Annotated in this window: 12 protein-coding genes; 9 read left to right on the top strand and 3 right to left on the bottom strand. The window is 42.4% G+C overall.

Annotation, left to right across the window (positions count from 1 at the left end):
- Positions 1–173: 173 nt before the first annotated feature.
- On the bottom strand, positions 174–593 hold the full coding sequence (locus ACESQI_RS14180; protein WP_195660188.1) for a hypothetical protein: 420 nt from the start codon (positions 591–593) through the stop codon (positions 174–176).
- 19 nt (positions 594–612) lie between these two features.
- The gene (locus ACESQI_RS14185) at positions 613–774 is read right to left on the bottom strand and encodes a hypothetical protein (RefSeq protein ID WP_002558494.1); all 162 of its coding nucleotides are present in this window, start codon (positions 772–774) and stop codon (positions 613–615) included.
- A 1,313-nt stretch (positions 775–2,087) separates the two neighbouring features.
- Here ACESQI_RS14185 and ACESQI_RS14190 point away from each other — a divergent pair.
- From ACESQI_RS14190 to ACESQI_RS14230, 9 genes are all read left to right on the top strand, one after another.
- Positions 2,088–2,663, top strand: coding sequence for an RNA polymerase sigma-70 factor (locus ACESQI_RS14190; protein ID WP_373126410.1), 576 nt, complete (start codon positions 2,088–2,090; stop codon positions 2,661–2,663).
- An 84-nt stretch (positions 2,664–2,747) separates the two neighbouring features.
- Positions 2,748–3,716, top strand: coding sequence for a FecR family protein (locus ACESQI_RS14195; protein WP_373126412.1), 969 nt, complete (start codon positions 2,748–2,750; stop codon positions 3,714–3,716).
- A 201-nt stretch (positions 3,717–3,917) separates the two neighbouring features.
- The gene (locus ACESQI_RS14200) at positions 3,918–5,789 is read left to right on the top strand and encodes a DUF4838 domain-containing protein (protein WP_373126414.1); all 1,872 of its coding nucleotides are present in this window, start codon (positions 3,918–3,920) and stop codon (positions 5,787–5,789) included.
- Positions 5,786–7,663, top strand: a complete 1,878-nt coding sequence (locus ACESQI_RS14205) for a beta-N-acetylhexosaminidase (RefSeq protein ID WP_373126416.1) — start codon at positions 5,786–5,788, stop codon at positions 7,661–7,663. Before ACESQI_RS14200 ends, ACESQI_RS14205 begins: the two co-directional genes overlap by 4 nt.
- A 156-nt stretch (positions 7,664–7,819) precedes the next feature.
- Positions 7,820–11,125 (top strand): TonB-dependent receptor, encoded by a 3,306-nt coding sequence (locus ACESQI_RS14210; protein ID WP_373126418.1) that lies wholly within the window; start codon positions 7,820–7,822, stop codon positions 11,123–11,125.
- Between the two features lie 11 nt (positions 11,126–11,136).
- Positions 11,137–12,564 carry a RagB/SusD family nutrient uptake outer membrane protein gene (locus tag ACESQI_RS14215; RefSeq protein WP_044166093.1) on the top strand — a complete coding sequence of 476 codons (1,428 nt, stop codon included), beginning with the start codon at positions 11,137–11,139 and terminating at the stop codon, positions 12,562–12,564.
- 7 nt (positions 12,565–12,571) lie between these two features.
- Complete coding sequence (locus tag ACESQI_RS14220; protein WP_007483069.1) at positions 12,572–13,075, top strand: hypothetical protein; 504 nt, start codon at positions 12,572–12,574, stop codon at positions 13,073–13,075.
- A 28-nt stretch (positions 13,076–13,103) separates the two neighbouring features.
- Positions 13,104–15,599: a glycosyl hydrolase family 18 protein gene (locus ACESQI_RS14225; protein ID WP_373126420.1), complete on the top strand. Its 2,496-nt coding sequence runs from the start codon at positions 13,104–13,106 to the stop codon at positions 15,597–15,599.
- A gap of 276 nt (positions 15,600–15,875) precedes the next feature.
- Positions 15,876–18,308: a glycoside hydrolase N-terminal domain-containing protein gene (locus tag ACESQI_RS14230; RefSeq protein ID WP_373126422.1), complete on the top strand. Its 2,433-nt coding sequence runs from the start codon at positions 15,876–15,878 to the stop codon at positions 18,306–18,308.
- Here ACESQI_RS14230 and dacB read toward each other — a convergent pair.
- Positions 18,275–19,675 (bottom strand): D-alanyl-D-alanine carboxypeptidase/D-alanyl-D-alanine-endopeptidase, encoded by a 1,401-nt coding sequence (gene dacB, locus ACESQI_RS14235; protein WP_373126424.1) that lies wholly within the window; start codon positions 19,673–19,675, stop codon positions 18,275–18,277. The two genes, ACESQI_RS14230 and dacB, sit on opposite strands and share 34 nt — an antisense overlap.

Consider the following 19,675-nt stretch of genomic DNA (forward strand, 5'->3'; position numbering starts at 1 on the left):
AACAAATATAAAAGAAAGAATATCAATACTTTAATCTGCGTTCTATCCGGATAATAAACTTTGAAAACCGGTAGAAATGCACAAAAAGCATCGGCTTAAAGTATAAATGCCATTGGTGGTGATACTCTCCTTAATTGAAGAATACCACCACCAATGCCCACTTATACGATCACTCAAACGTTGCTTTCCTCTAACCTTCCCATAATAAATGTATAGGCCTGATCAACACTCGTCTGAAAATCTTTATAAGTTCGATAATCAACTATTAGCCTATTACTGTCATTAGAAATTATAGTTTTGGCAGACAATCCGATAACGTCACTCAGTGTATCCCTCAATCCGTTCAGCATCCTTCCTCCACATGCCAGCTTTTGGGGGAAATACAGATAAAGAATAATAAAAACGAACTGCTTCCGAAGCTGGACAACATTATTCTTATAATGCCCTGAGTTATGAAATTCACAAAACCAGGTATAGATTGTAGGAATGAGTTTTAAATCGTTAAGCTTAGGAGCTGATAACTTCAGTTCACGTTCGGATATCTCACATTTTTGTTTGTGTATACTTTCTAAGTCAACTATTTCATCAAACATAGTATATTCAGTTTAAGTGTTAATAATAGGATTGCTTTTTAGCCCATAGTAAAGCTGCATAGATGGCTCTGGAATAAAGTCTTATTTCTTCTTTTGTGTAGAGAAAACTAACACGAAAAGCTACATTTCGTGCTTCAATCATCAGTTCACTATTCGTTTTCATCATTTTTGCATTGTTCATATGTTTATGGTATATTAGTTTACCGCCAAAAGTAAGGTTTGGCAGATTAACGGAACCAATATATCACTCTGCATTCATGACAATCATAAAAAAGTCACGCAATAAAAATGTAAGGTTATATAAAGTAACTTGTAAATCATTTTAGGCAAAGAAAGAGCTAACAAGAAAATATCAGAATAAAAAGACACTGAAAGACATACACCACTTCATCTACTTTACAAGGCGATGCACTTGCAACAGGCTGATAATCAACACTTATAAGATTGTACACTTTTGTTATACAAGAATGTACAATCTTATATGACAAGAGTGTACAATATTGCATGGTAAAAGTGTACAATCTTATAGTTCGTTGGCTATTTAGTTTAAAAACGGAATTCGAATGGACTGATGAGCCGGTATTGGTGGCATTGAATGCAATATCGTGATGGAATTAATAAAAGTTTCGAAAAATGCAGTTATCCTGTCTTTTTGTTCCTATATGGCTGATTTTCATGACACCCTTATTCTAATTATTACTGCAATTAGAGAATAAAATGCATAATAATATCAATTATTATGCGTATTCTATCGCATAATCTTTCTTTAATTGGATAATCATGCACATTTATTCGGCGCGTTATCCTAATTTTCCCGGTATGATAAGTTCGGTTCCTCTACGAGGAACAACTCGAACCTCGTAGAGAAACGACTCGAGACTCTACGAGAAAAAATAAAATCGCCTAAAAAGACGTTTTCGAACGCTAACTGAAAGTAAAACCCACCCCGATCACAACTATTAAAAGTATAATCAAATAAACTCATAAAGATAAATTGTGTAATAAATATCAAAAGAACAAGATATTTTTGTTACATTTTTCTCCATATACCGTACAAATAAGAATAATAAAAGCCGGAAATGCCGAAGATTTTTATTACTTGCAAGAAACCTTCCCTTAATTAGAGGATTCTAAAGGATCAGGAATGTCACTTTGTCAAATCGTAAGTAAGTATGTACTTTGAATAGATACGAACTAATTATTATTTTTCAGACATAAGAACAAAAGAACACATTTTCTGTATAACCTCCATAAACAGCTTATTTGTTCTTATGTTCTTATGTCTAATCTCCATCTATACTGATAGGATAAAACTATCCTGAATATGTTGCCAGTCTGGACAAATTCAACATAGAAAATGAGGTAACCAACAGTATACACCTGCATCAATTCGATTTTTTAATGCGAGCAACATTATAATTCCCAATCGAATTTATTTCCTTTATAATATATTTCCATAACTTTGGCCCGTACTATCAAAAACACTCTCTGTATATGGATAAAAAATACATTATAGGCTTACAGAAGGGCTCATACTCCGATTTCAATAAATTATATGACCTTTATGCAGATAGATTGTATGGCTTTGCTTACAACCTGACACATTCGTCAGAGATGGCAGAGGAAATTGTGCAGGAAGTCTTTTTAAAAATCTGGCAGATGCGGGAGCACTTATCTCCCGAATATTCTTTTCGTTCTTTTCTCTTCACGATTGCCAAAAATAAGTTCCTAAATGATCTGAGAAACCGGCTCACCTTACTTTCTTATGACGAATACATAACTCAACTGGATGATGCGACGGAAAGAGGAGAAAACTCCACAGAAAGTGAGTTTAACTTCAATGAGTTGAATGAACAGGTCCTCCAGTCCAAAGACAAACTGAGTAAGCGGCAAAAGATGATATTCGAAATGAGTAAAGAAGAAGGATTGTCAAATCAGGAAATTGCTTTGAAACTTGGTATCTCCGAACAATCTGTTAGAAATCAATTAAGTAGCGCACTCAAAGTACTTAGAGAAGAACTCATTAAAATCGGTTTTTCTTTCGCTCTCTTTTTTATGAGTCAGTGGTAAACCTAAAAAAAGTTAATAACAAAGGATACATATGTTACATGATTCGTATTTCTGTGTATCACTTATAAACGGACAGGATTGATTATGGAGAAACAGAATAATATACTTGAAAAATATATTCGCGGCAGCATCAGCGAAGAAGAATATAATGAATTGCAACAGCAGATTCAGAATGATTCTGATAGCAGTGTCGGGGATATGCTAAATGAGTGCTGGCAAAAAGACCTGAATATCCACGTTATGCCCCGGGCTGCGAAAGAACGGACCCGGAGACTGGTTAACGAAAAGATAAAGAAGGACATAAGACGCATCTGGTTCAAACGGGTGTCGACCATTGCAGCTTCTATTCTGATACCCATATTAATCATCTCTACGGTTTATTTCTATAAGGAAATGGACCATTACAAGCAGATACCCAATATCGTATCTGTCAACAAAGGACAACGAGCCGGTATTACACTGCCTGACGGAACAATTGTTCATTTGAACAGTGAATCTAAACTGACTTATACTCCGGACTTTAATGGTAAGTTGCGAGAGGTGGTTCTGGAAGGAGAGGCCTTTTTTGAGGTCACTCCCAATAAAGAGAAACCTTTCATTGTGAAAACGTCCGTTTTCGATGTAGAGGTATTGGGAACTTCCTTTAATGTCTCGGTCTACAATGATGAGAATATTGTAGAAACCGCACTTATGGAAGGAAAAGTGAAACTGACGATGCAGGGCTGTCCGTCTAAGCCTGTTTATCTGACGCCTTCACAGAAGTTTATCTATTCCAGAAGCGATCGGCAAGGTACTATCTCTATCATGGAGGGAGATACCGAACTGGCCTGGAAACAAGGCATACTTGCATTCAGTGCAGAACCGTTGGAAGAGGTTTTCCGGAAAATAGAACGCTGGTATGGAGTAACGATGCACTACGACAAAGAAAGCTTAGTGGACGATAACTTCACAGGACAATTCAAGATGATTTCCATCCAGGAAATGATGAATATATTGCGCATGCACTATAACCTGAAATTTAAAATAGAGAATAATGACATATACATAATCTAAAAACAGAAAAGCATATGAAAAATACCGATTAAAAAAATCCTTTCGTCCTCCACCGTTCCGTCCTTTTTTTTAGGAAGCTGATAAAAATAATCAAAACAGTTTCTTAATATCCAAATTCGTTTTAATCAATTCAATTGACAGGGAGCCTTCTCAGGTTGGCTCCAAGCCATTGCTATGCCCTTTTTTAAACAAAAAATGCTTATGAAGAAAATAATAATGTATATTGCCTTACTGATGTTGCCGATCCTTTGTTCAGCCCGTAAAGCCTTTGTGATAGAAGAAGGCCGAACCGTGATACTGACAGGTAAACACGCTTCATCACCGGCACTGCTTGCAGCACACGAACTGCAATATTTCGTAAAACAATCATTGGGGATACACGTACCCATAGTGAATGAATTACCATCAGGACCCACCGGAATTATCTATGTGGGTAACAGTGAATATACGGATAAAATACACTTTGAACCGCAGGAATATCTGATACAAATCACTCCGGAAACAATCGTTCTGATGGGACAGGACGAAAACTATGACAGTGATGGGGGACGCGATAACAACGGTATAACACCCTCAAAAGACCGGTTAAAAATTAACTACTCAAAGCTGACGGGTAATTCATCGGCCAACGTAGAGTTGACGCTACCATCTATTTATGATGCACAAGGAACTTGTTATGCTGTATATGACTTCGTTGAGAACTATCTGGGTGTCCGTTTCTATGGTCCGGCTCCACTAAATGTGATTGTTCCCAGACAGAAGCAACTGAAACTGGCTCCAACCCGAGTGATGCGTTCTCCTGCAATCAAATACAGAGACAGTAGCTATTCTTTTGATTGGCCGATGATGAAAGAACAATATTTTGAAGCTACACCGGAGATGACCCAACTATTCCTCAGAAGAATCCGGTTTGGCGGAGAGAAATGGGCTGCCAATCATGCTTTCACAGCTTATCAGGACCGTTTCCTTCAAAAGAATCCGGATCGTCCGGAACTCTTCGAGGGTTATCATCCCGAATATTTTGCCGTCGGACGTACCGGAGGGCCTCACGAACGTCAGTTCTGTTACACCAATCAGGCATTTATCAAACAGGTGGCCAAAGATGCCTGCGACTATTTTGACGGGCAGCCCCTGAAAGGTGAACAAATAGCTTTAGGAGACTATTTTGCAGTGGTTCCGCTCGACAATGCCAACTGGTGCCAATGTGAAGAATGCAGCCGGCAACTGGCTATTGATAAAGATAATATCCGGGGAGAACACTTCAATTGCGGTACTGCCACCCATTACCTGTGGACCTTCATCAACAATGTAGCTAAAGAGGTAAAGAAAACGCATCCCGGAAAAAAAATAGCCGCCTTGGCCTATCATGTATATGCTTATCTGCCTGAGGATATAGAACTGGAAGATAACATATCGGTAGCCCCCTGCCTTCACCCACGCAACTATTGGGCACCAAAGATGAAAGAGAATGAAGCTGATTTCTACAAAGACTGGATTGAAGAAAGCAGGAAGAGCCATCGCCCCGTCTATCTGTGGAATTACCTGTGTTTCCCAACCGAACGCGGACTGGTACAGGGGTTCAACGTATTTCCCGGCTTCAGTATCCACCAGGTGGCCGAAGAAACAAAAATGTACGCCCGGGATGGTGTACGAGGCATATTCCTTTGTGGAATAGGAGAGCAGTTTGATTTCTATGCCACCATGAAACTCTATGATAATCCGGAATTAGACATAGACCACCTGCTAAATGAATTCTTCACCTCTTATTTTGGTAAAGCAGCCCGCCCCATGCGCAACTTCTATGACAAAATAGAACAGGTATACAGTGATTCCAAAAATTATCCGTTGGACATTCAGACTAAAGATGCACAGTTTCACCAGACAGAAGCAATAGCATGGGAATACCTCGGGACAGACCGGGTAATGAAGGAACTGGAAGGGTATATCCGTAAAGCACAATCGCTGGCAGGTAGTCCGGCAGAAAAAGCACGCGTGGACTCATGGGTGAAAGGAGTCTGGGAATATATGCAAACAGGTAAAGCCAAATACATATCTAAAAAAGCAAAAGAATGAAACTTATCAATCTCTTTCTGTTCCTCTTCCTGCTGGGATGCGTAAGTTGCAAAAGCCCGGAAGAGAACATACCCAACGAGTCTATACAGATTATTCCTCTGCCAAACAACTATGAGCTCAAACCGGGAAGTTTCTGTATGACCGGACAAACAACGATCGGAATAGATACTTCTGATCCGGCAATGGTAGCTCTGGCAGAATACTTCAACGAAAAGACAAGTGATGCTACCGGATTCTCTTTACCGGTTGGTGACTCCGGAACAATCGTCTTTCAATTAGGCGATTATAAAGAGTTGGGAGAGGAGGGATATCAGTTGTCTGTATCCTCCGGGAAACTCGTGCTGAGTGCATACAGGCATCATGGTATATTCAACGGCATACAATCTGTTCTTCAACTACTCCCTCCGGAAATAAAATCGAAAACAGTGCAACCACAGAAAACATGGTACATCAATTGTGTAGAAATCACCGATAAACCTCAGTTCGCATGGCGCGGGCTGATGCTTGACGTCAGCCGGCACTTCTTTACCAAACAGGAAGTGAAGCGGTTCATAGACCAAATGGCAGAATACAAGTATAATGTGTTTCACTGGCATCTAACCGATGATCAGGGGTGGAGACTTGAAATAAAATCACTGCCTGAACTGACCAATATCGGTGCATGGAGAGCTCCCCGGGTAGGTAACTGGTGGGAAAGAGAACCACAACTTTCTACCGACTCTTTGAGCTATGGAGGGTTTTATACTCCGGAAGACATCCGGGAGGTTGTAGACTATGCCCGGAAACGCTATATTACGATAGTGCCCGAAATAGATATACCCGGACACAGTATGGCTGCCCTGTCGGCATATCCTGAGATTTCCTGTACGGGTGGTCCTTTTCATGTGAATGTAGGAAATACATTCTATACAAAAACGGAAAACTCCTTGTGTGCAGGCAATGAACGGACATTTGAAGTTCTTGATACTGTATTCTCTGAAGTTGCCCGCCTTTTTCCTTCCCCATACATACATATCGGAGGCGATGAATGCTATAAGGGCTTCTGGGAGAGATGTCCCAAATGCCGGATGCGAAAACAAAAAGAACATCTGAAAAATTCGGAAGAACTGCAAAGCTACTTTATAAAACGAGTGGCCAACATGGTTCAGAAAAAAGGGAAACAGGTTATCGGATGGGATGAGATACTGGAAGGTGGTTTAGCTCCGGAAGCAATTGTAATGTCATGGAGAGGTATAAAGGGAGGTGCGGAAGCTGCCCGCCAAGGACATTCGGTTATTATGACTCCGAGCGATCATTGTTATCTGGATTTCTATCAGGGAGACCCGACAGTTGAACCGAACACTTACGCTATGCTTCGCCTGCAGGACTGCTACAAATATCAGCTTATCCCTGACAGCATAAATCCGTCTTTAGTAATGGGCGGACAAGGAAACCTCTGGACGGAATCCGTACCTCACTACCGTCAGGTGGAATACATGGTCTGGCCCCGTGCTTTAGCTATATCCGAGACATTATGGACCGATGCCCGGCTACGTAACTGGAAATTCTTTGTCCACAGGGTAGAACAACAATTTGAGCGATTCGATCAATCCGGAGTTAACTATGCCCGCAGCATTTATGATCCGATAATCTGTCCGCACCGGGATAAAAAGAACGAACTGAAAATAGAACTAAAGACAGAAGTAGAGGGGCTAAGCCTGTTCTATACATTCGACAATACAATCCCTGATGTCTACTCCAATATGTATACAGATACACTTTCTGTTCCTAAAAATGCATCGATGCTCCGTGTAGTCACTTACAAGGGACAGACACAAGCAGGCAGACAGGTTGATGTTACAATCGAGGAGCTGAAAAAGAGAGTGACGGAATAAAAAGTAGTATGTTATAAAACATAAAAAAAGAGATGTTACAAATAAAGCCAATCGGTGTACTACTTACAGAACGGACAAGGACAAAGAAAAACGAGACATCTGACTAACAAGTAAAAACACCTGAAAATCACTTATGATAAAATACTTAAAATCATTATGAGTACAAGAAAATTTCGCATAATACTGCTTCTATTGTTAATGACCGGATTCGTATCCACCATTAATGCCCAGGAGCAAAAGATTTCTCTCTCACTTAACAATGCCACATTGAAGCAGTTCTTTAATGAAATAGAACACAAAACCGATTACTCTTTCTCTTATCGCGAAGGAGTATTGGACAACCGGAAGGATATAACGGTTTCTGCACAAAACAAAGACCTGTTGGAAGTTCTCAAAGCGGTACTCACTCCAAGAGGATTAAGCTTTAGCATACAATCCAAATCAGTAGTCATCATTCCACAGCAACAGGTAGCGGCAAGCAAACCGGTCATCATCAAAGGAAAGGTTACAGATGCTACCAACGAACCACTTGTGGGAGTTACCATCCGGGTTAAAAATGGTAATGAAGGTACAACGACCGATATGGACGGTAACTACTCAATCCAGCTGAAAAACAAGAATTCCGAACTTCAGTTCTCTTACATCGGTTACAAACAAAAGGATATAAGAGTAAAAGACAAAACGGTAGTCAATGTACTGCTGGATGAAGATAGCCAAATGTTGAATGAAGTAGTGGCCATCGGCTACGGTGTGATGAGAAAAAGAGATCTGACAGGTTCTGTAGCCCGCATCGGAGAAAAGGATATAAACAATGTACCTACGATTCGTCTGGACCAGGCACTGACCGGTAAAGTATCGGGTGTACACGTCACTAACACTTCCGGTGAACCGGGTGCAGCTACCAATATCCTGATCCGTGGTGGTAACTCTATTTCAGCAAGTAATCAGCCTTTGTATGTTGTAGACGGATTTATCGGTGCAGGCGATCTGAACCTGATTGACCCCAATGATATAGAATCAATAGAGATTCTGAAAGATGCCGCAGCTACTTCTATTTATGGTGCCAGAGGTGCCAATGGTGTGGTTATCATTACTACTAAAAGAGGAACCGAAGGTGGTAACAATGTTACAGTGAATGCTTACGTCGGTATCCAGCATGTTGCCAAACGGTTGGAAATGCTCAATGCGCGTGAATATGCCGAAATGCTGAATCAACAGGATGTGGCTGCCGGACAAGAGCCTTCTATTGAGAATCCCAGTATCTATGAAAAAGGTACCGACTGGCAGGAGGAAATACTCCAAATGGCTCTGATGCAGAATTATCAGGTAGCAGCTTCGGGAGGAAGTAAAGACACCCGTTACTATTTATCATTGAGTATGTTCGATCAGGAAGGTGTCATCAAAAGATCCGGAATCAGACGTTATCAGACCCGCCTCAACTTGGACAGAAAGATAGGTGATAAGATAAATATCGGGGCTAATTTCCAATTTTCCCACTCGTCCAGAAAACCCAATCTGGTAAGTTTGGGAGGATTTGATTACCAAAGCTCGGCTCTGGCAACTCCTCCGACCATGCCTATTTATAATGAGGACGGTTCGTATGCAGCAGACAGCCCTTCACGTGTGGTAAGCAACAAGATTGACAACGTAGTAGCACAGCTTAACCTGCGTAAGAAAGAAGAAGCATCAACCACTGTCTATGCAGGTATATTTGCAGACTGGGAAGCCATAAAAGGATTGAAGTTCAAAACTTCTTTAGGATTGAACGCCAGCACCAGTAAAACGAATGAATACAAACCCGGTTCACTCCCAACCATGATGCAGAATAAAACCAAAGGTGAAGCGTGGATCAATCAGGGGGAAGGTTATTCTATCTTATGGGAAAACACAGCCAACTATATGAAAGAGATAGCCGAAGGACACCACCTGACTGTCTTGGGAGGATATACTTTACAATTCGGACGTAACGAAGGACTAAACCTATACGGAAAAAACTTCACCAATGACTTGTTGGACTGGAACAACCTCTCCGATGCAGAAACCAAAACCCGCCAGATAGGCAGCTCTGCTTCCGAATGGGCCATCATATCGTATCTGGGACGCATCAACTACTCTATTCACGATCGTTACCTGCTCTCGCTTGTAGGCAGATACGATGGTTCATCCCGTTTAGGCAAAGATAACCAGTTTGCTTTCTTCCCTTCCGTAGCGTTGGGATGGAGACTCTCGGAAGAGAAGTTCATGAAGCGATTTTCCAAACTGAATAACCTGAAACTGAGATTCAGTTATGGTCTTTCCGGAAATCAGGATATTGCACTGTACCAGACATTACCGTTGATGAAACAACAAAATGTGATGTTAGGCGACATTCCGCAAATCGGATACATCCCCGATCGTTTAGGAAATGACAAACTGAAATGGGAGACAACGGCTCAGTTCGATTTTGGTGTGGAGGCTTCTTTCTTCAATTCACGTTTGAATATAGAACTTGACTTTTATTCTAAAAGAACCAAAGATCTTTTACTGGATGTGGAGTTCCCCTATATCTCAGGATTCAAGAATGGTTTCATGAATGTAGGTAAGATCTCAAACCAGGGAGTAGAGCTTATGATCCGTACTACCAATATCGCTACAAAAGACTTCACATGGTCTACCGAATTTAATATCTCTACAAATAAAAATAAAGTCTTAGCGATGGGACCGGATAAAGATTTTGAATACACCTTCCGTCCGGGTTTGGGTACACATCCTTACTCCTGGTTAAAGGTAGGCCAGCCCGTCGGAGTATTCTATGGCTATATTATGGACGGTATTTACCGCTCACGTGCACAGATTGAAGCCGGCAATGAGCCGAACGCTTCACTCGGACAAAAAATCTACCGGGATATTAATGGGGATGGCGTGGTTTCCATTGAAGACCAGACAACCATCGGCGACCCGAATCCCGATTTCTTTGGAGGTATCAACAATACGTTCACTTACAAGAATTTCACTCTGAGTGTATTTTTACAGGGAACGTATGGAAATGACATACTTGCAGGAGGTGACTTCCTGTATGCCACAGTCGATCCCCGGTTTGTAAATCAGTACAAACGGGTAAAGAACTTCTGGTCACTCGACAATCCCAACGGAAATTATCCTAAACTCTATTCCAATGACGAATACCAGCCTTCTACCTACATGATTCATGATGGTTCACATCTGAAGATAAAGAGTATCAGCCTGTATTACAACTTCCCGGTTAAGAGCTGGAAAAAGAATAAGACGATTCAGGAACTGCAATGTTACGTTACCGGTACCAACCTGTTCACGTTCACCTCATACAAAGGATACGATCCGGAGGTAAATACCGGAAAAGAAGGCGGTTATAAGGTCTATTCGGCCAACGTGCTACGGGGTATGGACTTTACCGCTTATCCCTCAGCGAGAACTTATACTTTTGGCTTTAAAATCACATTATAATGAAAAGAATCATGAAAAAACTAAAGATAATGGCACTGTGCATCCTGACTGCTACTTGCAGCTCGTGCCTGGACATGCTCGATAAAACACCTATATCACAACTCAGCGTCGGTAAACTGTTTGAAACAGCAGACGGGGCAGAAGCTGCCGTATCCGGATGTTACAGTTTCCTCAACGGAACAGGATATTACAGTCAGGACAGATGGTGCTTTGCCTTTGAAGGCACCGATATATCCGGTAGTGCAGGTGGCTCAGCCAATTATCAATGGACTTCCGGTGAAAACCGGTGGAGTGACTGGTGGCTCACCACTTATCAGGCAATCGGCGCTTGCAACACAACCATAAGCCGCATAAAGCAATCAACCTTTGATGAGACCCGCCGTACTTCACTGTTGGCAGAAGCCCGTTTTCTACGTGCTTTCTACTATTATCATGCATTGACTTACTGGGGAGGCGTACCCTTATTGAAAGATGAGATAACTTCGCTGGATCAGGTAAAGAATATAAAGAGAGCCACACGGGAAGAACTTTCAAATTTCATCATTGATGAACTCACTGAAGTATCGGACATCTTGGAGAAAAGCCCTGCCATCGTAGCAAGAGCCAGTAAAGGAACCGCACTTACCCTGTTGGCAAAAATGTACTTACTGCAAGAACAATGGGAAAACGCAGCAAAGACCTGTGAGCAAATCATGGGCCTGAACAAATATAAACTGTTCGACAACTATAGCGACATCTTCTCACAGGCATTCGAGAACCAGCAGGAACACATCTTCTCTATTCAGTTCAATGCTGACTATACCGACTTCTCGGCCCGTATGTTGTGGTACCTGGGTCCGAGCAAAGAAGAATGGGACAAGTTCAATGGTTTGGGAGGAAGTTCGGCCCCCACTTCCTTCTATGATAAATACGATGAATGGGACCTGCGCCTTGAACACAATCTGGCCAAGACCTGGCGGGGACAGGCTTTCAAAGACAGCCGTATCGCCATCATTAAATACTGGGACAGAACCGGTAAACAAATGCTTGACCACGACGGACTGAACTTCCCCGTATTCCGCTATGCAGACGTTCTTCTCATGTATGCCGAAGCACTAAACGAATGGAAAGGAGCGCCTACCCAAGAGGCTTATGACGCAATCAATGAAATTCGCGAACGGGCAGGGGTAGATGAGATAGAAGAGTTGGATTACAAACAATTTCAATCTCTCATTCGTGATGAACGTGCCCGCGAATTATGCTATGAGGGACATCGCCGATTCGATCTTGTGCGTTGGGGAATACTTGTAGAGACGGTAAAAAGAATCAGTAAAGAGATTAACTCAAAGGGAGGTGAATACATTAGTGAAGCCCATAACCTTTGCCCTATCCCTCAGACAGAGATTATAAAGAACTCAAATTTGGAACAGAATCCAGGATATGAAACTACTAAAAAATAAAAGCGATATGAAATCAACATTCAAGCTACTTCTGCTTTTAATGACTCTCTCATTCATTGCTTGTGACAAGAACGAAGATGACTTCTCAAAAAAAGACAGTTATCTGTATGTATGGAACATACGCACATGGAATGTGGGTACGGAAAGTAAACTTTCTGATATAAAAGTAACCTATTTCTTCAAAGGGGATACCACCCGGATACAGAATATTAACTTCTGGGTAATCAAAGAAAAAAGTACCCTCTATGCCGAAGAGGCCATGAAACATACCGACAGGGCTTTTCAGGTAACGTATCCTCAGAAAGACCCGAACCAGAAAGAGTTCAAAAATCAATGTTCTTTCCGCTTCAGTGAAGGATTCAATGTAGATTATGACGGTGATCCGATTGTGCCGGGAGGAAAATACAGGCTGGTAGTAAAAGCCATTGCTACCGACAACAAAGTGGTAGACAGCCCTACTACCGAATCGGGGGTATTCGAGATATACGACCCTAACAGTCCTGAAGAATAAACTTTGTTTAATTTAAAATAAATACCAAATGAAAAAGAATTTGTTTTTATGCCTGCTGTTTTTGTTAGGCATTCTCAATGTATCTGCCCAAACGACAGGTAACAAAGGTTTCAAGTTGAACGTAAATTCCGGAAATGCTTATCTGGATTGCGGAGATATCACACAGCTCAACAAAGCCGGAGCCTACACCATAGAGGCATGGGTGAATATAACCCTGGACGAACTGGCCGATCGTTTCATTATCTTCAAAAAAGAGCAACCCGACGAGCGTAACCGTATTAAAGTGCAGGTAGAAAAGAATGGACAGATCTACGTTATGCAGGCTAACGGAGACGGTGCTTATGCACAAACATCTGCCGGATGCTATCCGAAAAGTGGCTGGCACCATGTAGCCTTAGTGTATGACGGAACAAAATCAAGCACCGACGAAGGAGTTATCATTCTCTATATCGACGGTATCCGCCAGTCTTTCTCTAATGCTTTCTTCAAACCTACCACAGGTGACATTGACGCGTCATTCGTATTGGGTGGTGCTTCTCTTGCCTGCTACGATGAAGTCAGAGTATGGAACAAGTCTCTCAGCCTTGAGACCATATCTAAATGGAAAAGCTATAAAGTACTCGATACACACCCGGATAAAGCCAACTTAGTGGCCTATTATGATTTCCAGAATGTAACAGATACCAATGTTCCCGATTTACAGGGTGCTTATCCGGCTACTTTTAAAGCAACGGAAGCTGAAGTAAAAAACATCGACCTGAAGATCTTTAAAGAAGTAGGCGAAATGACTATCGAAAGCAGTATGGTTTCTCAGAAAACAGGTAATGCCTATGCGAAAGAAGATAATATTGAATTGCTTACTCTGAAAGTAAACACCGTTGGTGCAGGCGAACTGGCACTCACCGGACTGGACTTCTCGCTGAACGGTACAACCAAACTGACTGATATTGCCACTATTAATGTGTACTATGCCGGTGACAAAGCACAGATCACAGACGAATCACTCACAATGAACTATCAGGCACTTCGCCCGGGTACCGGCAAACTGGAGTTACGTGATGGAGATAACGCAGGCAAACAGCCGCTTAGTGTAGGAAATAACTTCTTTATCGTAGCCATCCGGTTGAAACCGACTGCTACTGACGGAAATAAACTGGACGGACAAATCACCAAACTGTACTTCAGTAATGGAAAAGATGTAGTTCCTGAATCTTCTGATCCGGACGGTGATATGACAATCCGCCAAATCAACAAGCTCGATGCGGCAGCTTATACACAGAAGTGTACTGACTATAACAATAAGATAGTATTCGGCTGGTTCCCCTGGTTCAGTGTTACTACTATTGACAAAGTAGACTGGAAAGGCCTCACTCATATTGCTCCTATTGGTTTTGAAATTGACAAGGGAGGTTATACCCCCACCTTCGAAGATAAAGGTATCGATCTGAAATGGCCCTGGATTGACTTTATCAATGCAGCGCACAAAAATGGTGTGAAAGTATTGGCTGCCATCACCGGTAATGTTCGCGACGGTGGAAATACAGCTTTCTATGTAGATCTGTTTGGCGATTCACAAAAGATGCGTGCTGCAGCCGTTGCCATAGCTAAGTTTGTTGACAAATACAACCTGGATGGTATTAATATGGATATTGAAGAGTTTTACAACTCCGTCCCCAATCACGGTGCAAAATATAATGAACTGGCTAAATATATAAAAGAAGAGCTCGACAAAATCAATCCGGATTTCGAACTCTCTATTGCTACCTATCCGGGAAATGAAAGCAATGAATGGGATTTCAAAGGAATGCTCAAAAGTGCCGACTACCTCACTATCATGATGTACAACATCGGACAAACATTCACTTGCCCGTTGAATGATGCACAAAGAAGAATCAAGCAGTTCTGGCTGGATATCGACATTCCCGCATCTGACATTGTTATCGCATGGCCCTACTATGGTAATATCTACAAGAACGGATCAAAATTCGGAACAGCCACTTTAGGTGATGTACCCAAGTATGCCAAAGACAATGATATCACTTGGGATGACGCAGCAAAATGTAATGTTTATAAATATACCGAAGACGGTGCCAATATGGTGGCTTATGCCGAGGATCTCCAGAGCCTCCGCTTAAAATATGACTATACTACCAAAGGCGGCTTCAAAGGTATTGGTATCTGGGCATTGGGTCAGGATGCAGGTATGGAAGACCAGGCATACGGATTGATTCGCGAATTCTACGATTCTACCTATCAAGGAACAGGAATCAGCAAGAACCAGTCCAATGGTAACATATCCGTTTACCCTACTGCTGTGGAAGATGAATTGTTCATCAACTTAAAAGACAATGACGGAGCCAATGTTACAGTCACTGTTTACAATATGATGGGACAGGCATTGAAAAACATAAATTTAGCTTCCGGCGTACGGTCTGTTCACCTTAACAGCCTTTCTACCGGTTGCTATATAGTGAAAATTCAATGTGAATCAGAAGTGGCAAGCTTTAGAGTTGTAAAGAAGTAAACCTTTTCGCTCTTTTTGGCAGATATTAAAACTCACCACAGAGTAACACGGAGTTTCACAGAGTATTATTTATCTGATTGAAACGTAGATGAACGCAGATTTTCGCAAAGGAAAACAAATATATGATAAAGAACTACAATCTTTTAATCTGCGTTCATCTGTGTTCATCTGCGTTTCAATAAAGATAAACTCTGTGGAACTCTGTGAAACTCTGTGGTGAAAAACTTCTGACACACCCGCTTTTTCTTCGGTAGATTTCCAGTAAATACAGATATTATGAGGTACAAAATTCTTCTGCTACTCCCGATAATGGCTTTTCTTGCCACCTTACCAATACGCCTGTATGCAACTAATGAATGCTTATCCCCCAATGAGACAGTATGGTTTCGCTATCCGGCCCAAAGCTGGTCCGAACAGGCTTTACATATCGGCAATGGTTATATGGGTGCCTCTTTTTACGGGGAGGTAGAGAAGGAACGTTTGGATATCGCTGAAAAGACATTCTGGGCAGGAGGTCCTCATGCTGCCTCCGATTTTAATTACGGAATAATCAAAGGAGGTAAAGACAAGATAGCCACTATCCGGCAGTTAATAGTAGAGCGCCGGTTTGCTGAAGCCGATTCCCTCTCCCGTATCTACATGACCGGAGATTATACTAACTATGGCTATTTTTCAATGGTGGGTAATCTGTGGATTGACTTTGGCAAAAACAAACAACCCGTACAAAATTACCTGCGCGGCATCGATCTATCCACATCCCGTGGTTTCGTTGAATATACACAGGGAGGTGTACAGTTTAACCGTGAGTATTTCTGCAGCTATCCTGATAAATTGATGGCACTTCATTTCACGGCCGATAAAGCAGGGAAGATCAGTTTCTCTCTTTCCCATTCACTCGTCTATCCGCCCGAAGAAGTCATAGAAAGTGAGAATGGACTTACTTTCAATGGAATCATCCGGAAAAACGGATTAAGCTATACCATTCGTATTAAAATTGTTCAGCAAGGCGGAAGTGTCAAAGTAGCCCATCAACGGATTGTAGTAGAAAAAGCCAATGAAGCCACTGTATTCTATGCGGTCGACACTGAATATGCTCCTGTATACCCCCTATATAAAGGAGAGAACCCGCAACAAAATACCGGAAAGGTAATAACAAAAGCCATTACAAAAGGCTACGAGACAGTCAAAAACACACATATATCCGATTATCAAACTTTGTACAATCGGGTCAGATTCACTCTTACCGGAGACACGGCTTCCGAACAACTTCCAACCAATATGCGTGTGAAACAATTGCAGAAAGGATTTACCGACGACGCCTCTCTGAAAGTTTTAGGGTTCAACCTCAGCCGTTACCTGCTGATAAGTGCCTCCCGCCCCGGCACACTACCTTCTACCCTGCAAGGTGTATGGAATACCTTTGAAAAGGCTCCGTGGAACGGAAATTTCCAAAGCAACATCAATCTCCAGGAGATGTATTGGGGATGTGGACCGACCCATTTACCGGAATGTGAAGAGGCTTATCTGGAATGGATTGAGGGTCTGGTAGAACCCGGACGGCAAACAGCCCGCGAATATTACGGAACGAAAGGCTGGGTGAGCCATTCTACCGGAAATATATGGGGCCACACCGTTCCCGGTGATGATATCCTGTGGGGGCTCTATCCTTCAGGAGCTGCCTGGCATTGCAGGCACCTGTGGGAACATTATGCCTTCAACGGAGATAAAGAGTATCTCAGAACAAAAGGATATCCTATTATGAAAGAAGCTGCCGAATTCTGGCTGGAAAACATGGTAGAGTATCAGGGACATTTCATTATTGCCCCTTCCGTATCAGCAGAACACGGCATTGAAATGAAAAACGGTTCTCCGGTAGAATATTCTACCACAAACGGTGAGCAAACGGAAGGAAGACTTTTTACCGTGCCCGCCTACCAGGATATAGAAATGGTATATGATCTATATAGCCACGTAATCAAAGCAGCAGAATGCCTGAACACAGATTCTGTATTCCGCCAGAAGCTGCTCATTGCTAAAAATAAGCTACTACCCTTGAAGATAGGACGCTATGGACAATTGCAGGAATGGATAGATGATGTGGACAACCCACACGATCATCATCGCCACCTTGCCCACCTTTATGCTTTGTATCCGGGAAATAGGATATCATACACCCGGACACCTGCATTAGCCCAGGCTGTCCGGAAATCTTTAGAGATGAGGGGTAAAGGTAAATTTGGCGACAGATGGCCTCACACGGGAGGCAACTGGTCTATGGCATGGCGTACCGCTTTATGGGCCAGACTTTACGATGGCAATCAGGCTATCGGAACTTTCAACCGGATGATTAAAGAAAGTGGTTACGAAAACATGATGTCCAATCAATCGGGAAATATGCAGGTAGACGCTACAATGGCCACCTCAGGGCTTTTTGCTGAGATGTTATTACAATCTCACGAAGACTTTATACACCTTTTACCTGCCCTGCCTACCGAATGGCCGGAAGGCAAAATTGAAGGATTGATGGCAAGGAACGGCTATCAGGTAACGATTGAGTGGAAATATGGAAGACTGACAAAAGCGGAAATTGTAATCCCACAAGGGATGGACAGACCGACAGTAAAAATACAAGGCATTCCTTTGTCAGAGACAGACGGCAGAGTGAGTTTTATCCCCTACTCACAAAGCACCTCACACACTTTGTTCTGAAACTCTCTTGCTTTGGCCGCCGAAAGTACATTCTGATTCATAATGGCAAAGGCTATTTCATGCCCGTTAGCAGCCTTCAGATAGCCTGCTAAGGCGTTAATTGCTGTATAGGAACCTGTCTTGGCATGAACATTCTTACAGGCTTTTCCTTGCTGCATTCTATACTTCAATGTTCCGTCTACTCCGGCAATGGGAAGAGCCTTGTAGAGTTTCTGAAACACATCTGTACGGGAATAGGCAAATTTAAGGAAATCGACCAAAAGGGCAGGAGAGAGGTAGTCATAGTTGGATAGTCCACACCCATCGGCTATCTTATAATGGTCGGGATTGTGTCCCAGCTGCTTTATCATCTTCTTTATCTCAGCAATGCCCTCTTTGGCCGAGACATACTTCTTCCCGGTGGCTTGTGCCCCCAGACGACAAAGCAGGGCCTCTGCACTCAGGTTATCGCTTTCCTTCATTATCTGGGTAACTACCTTCTGTACAGAACACTCCGAACGCGCCATGCAAACGGATGAACTATCGGGAGTAAAAACAGAAAAGACATAGTTTAGAGGTACCTCAATACCTTTGTTGCGGAGCTTTTCAAGAAAAGCATGCATAAAGAAGTCCTGTGAAGAGAACACATTGATATCTGCACTGCGTCTCACCTCTACATTGCCTGTGACCGTGATATTGTTCTTATTTTCAAGCCATCCCCTGGTTACGGTAAACTTTCCGGCAGAGGGAGTACGTGTCCGGGTTGCATTGCTGAGGCTGTAATAAGAGGACTCCGGATAGCAGGAAACCCGCGCCGTATCTCCCTGAACTGCACCCGGAGCAGCTGTTACCGTCACCATTCCTTTGTGATACATCAACGGAGAAAGATAGGGCTGATAAGCTTCCGGCGTATCATCCCATGCCCATCCGCTCCCCCAATAGAGGGAGTCTTTCATGGAAATATCTCCATAGATCCTCCCATCAATAACGGAGAAAGGAGAAGTGATGATGGCATCTACTAACGTATCCATACTAAGTTCATCAAATTCGGGATCAAAACCTCCTACTACATACAAATCTCCACGCAAAGTATCATGCTCTATGACTCCATTGTACCAGACCTCGGTACGAAACGGCTCGTCGGCATCCGAACGGGAAAGGGCAGTAATAGCAGTCAGCAGCTTCATAGTCGATGCCGGGCGTGAAAGTTTAGTATCCCGATACGTATAAAGCGGCTTCTTATCAGTAAGATCATAAACAGATATACCGACTTCAGATCCCTCAGGCAAGGTTTTCAACAATGAGTTGATGCGGGAAGAGAGAACCTCCTGCCCCCATAAAACCGGAAGGCAGGAGGATAAAATAAGGAATAGGAAAATTCTTTGCAT

It is taken from the genome of Bacteroides sp. HPS0048 (assembly GCF_964240755.1).
Taxonomy (GTDB): Bacteria; Bacteroidota; Bacteroidia; order Bacteroidales; family Bacteroidaceae; genus Bacteroides; species Bacteroides nordii.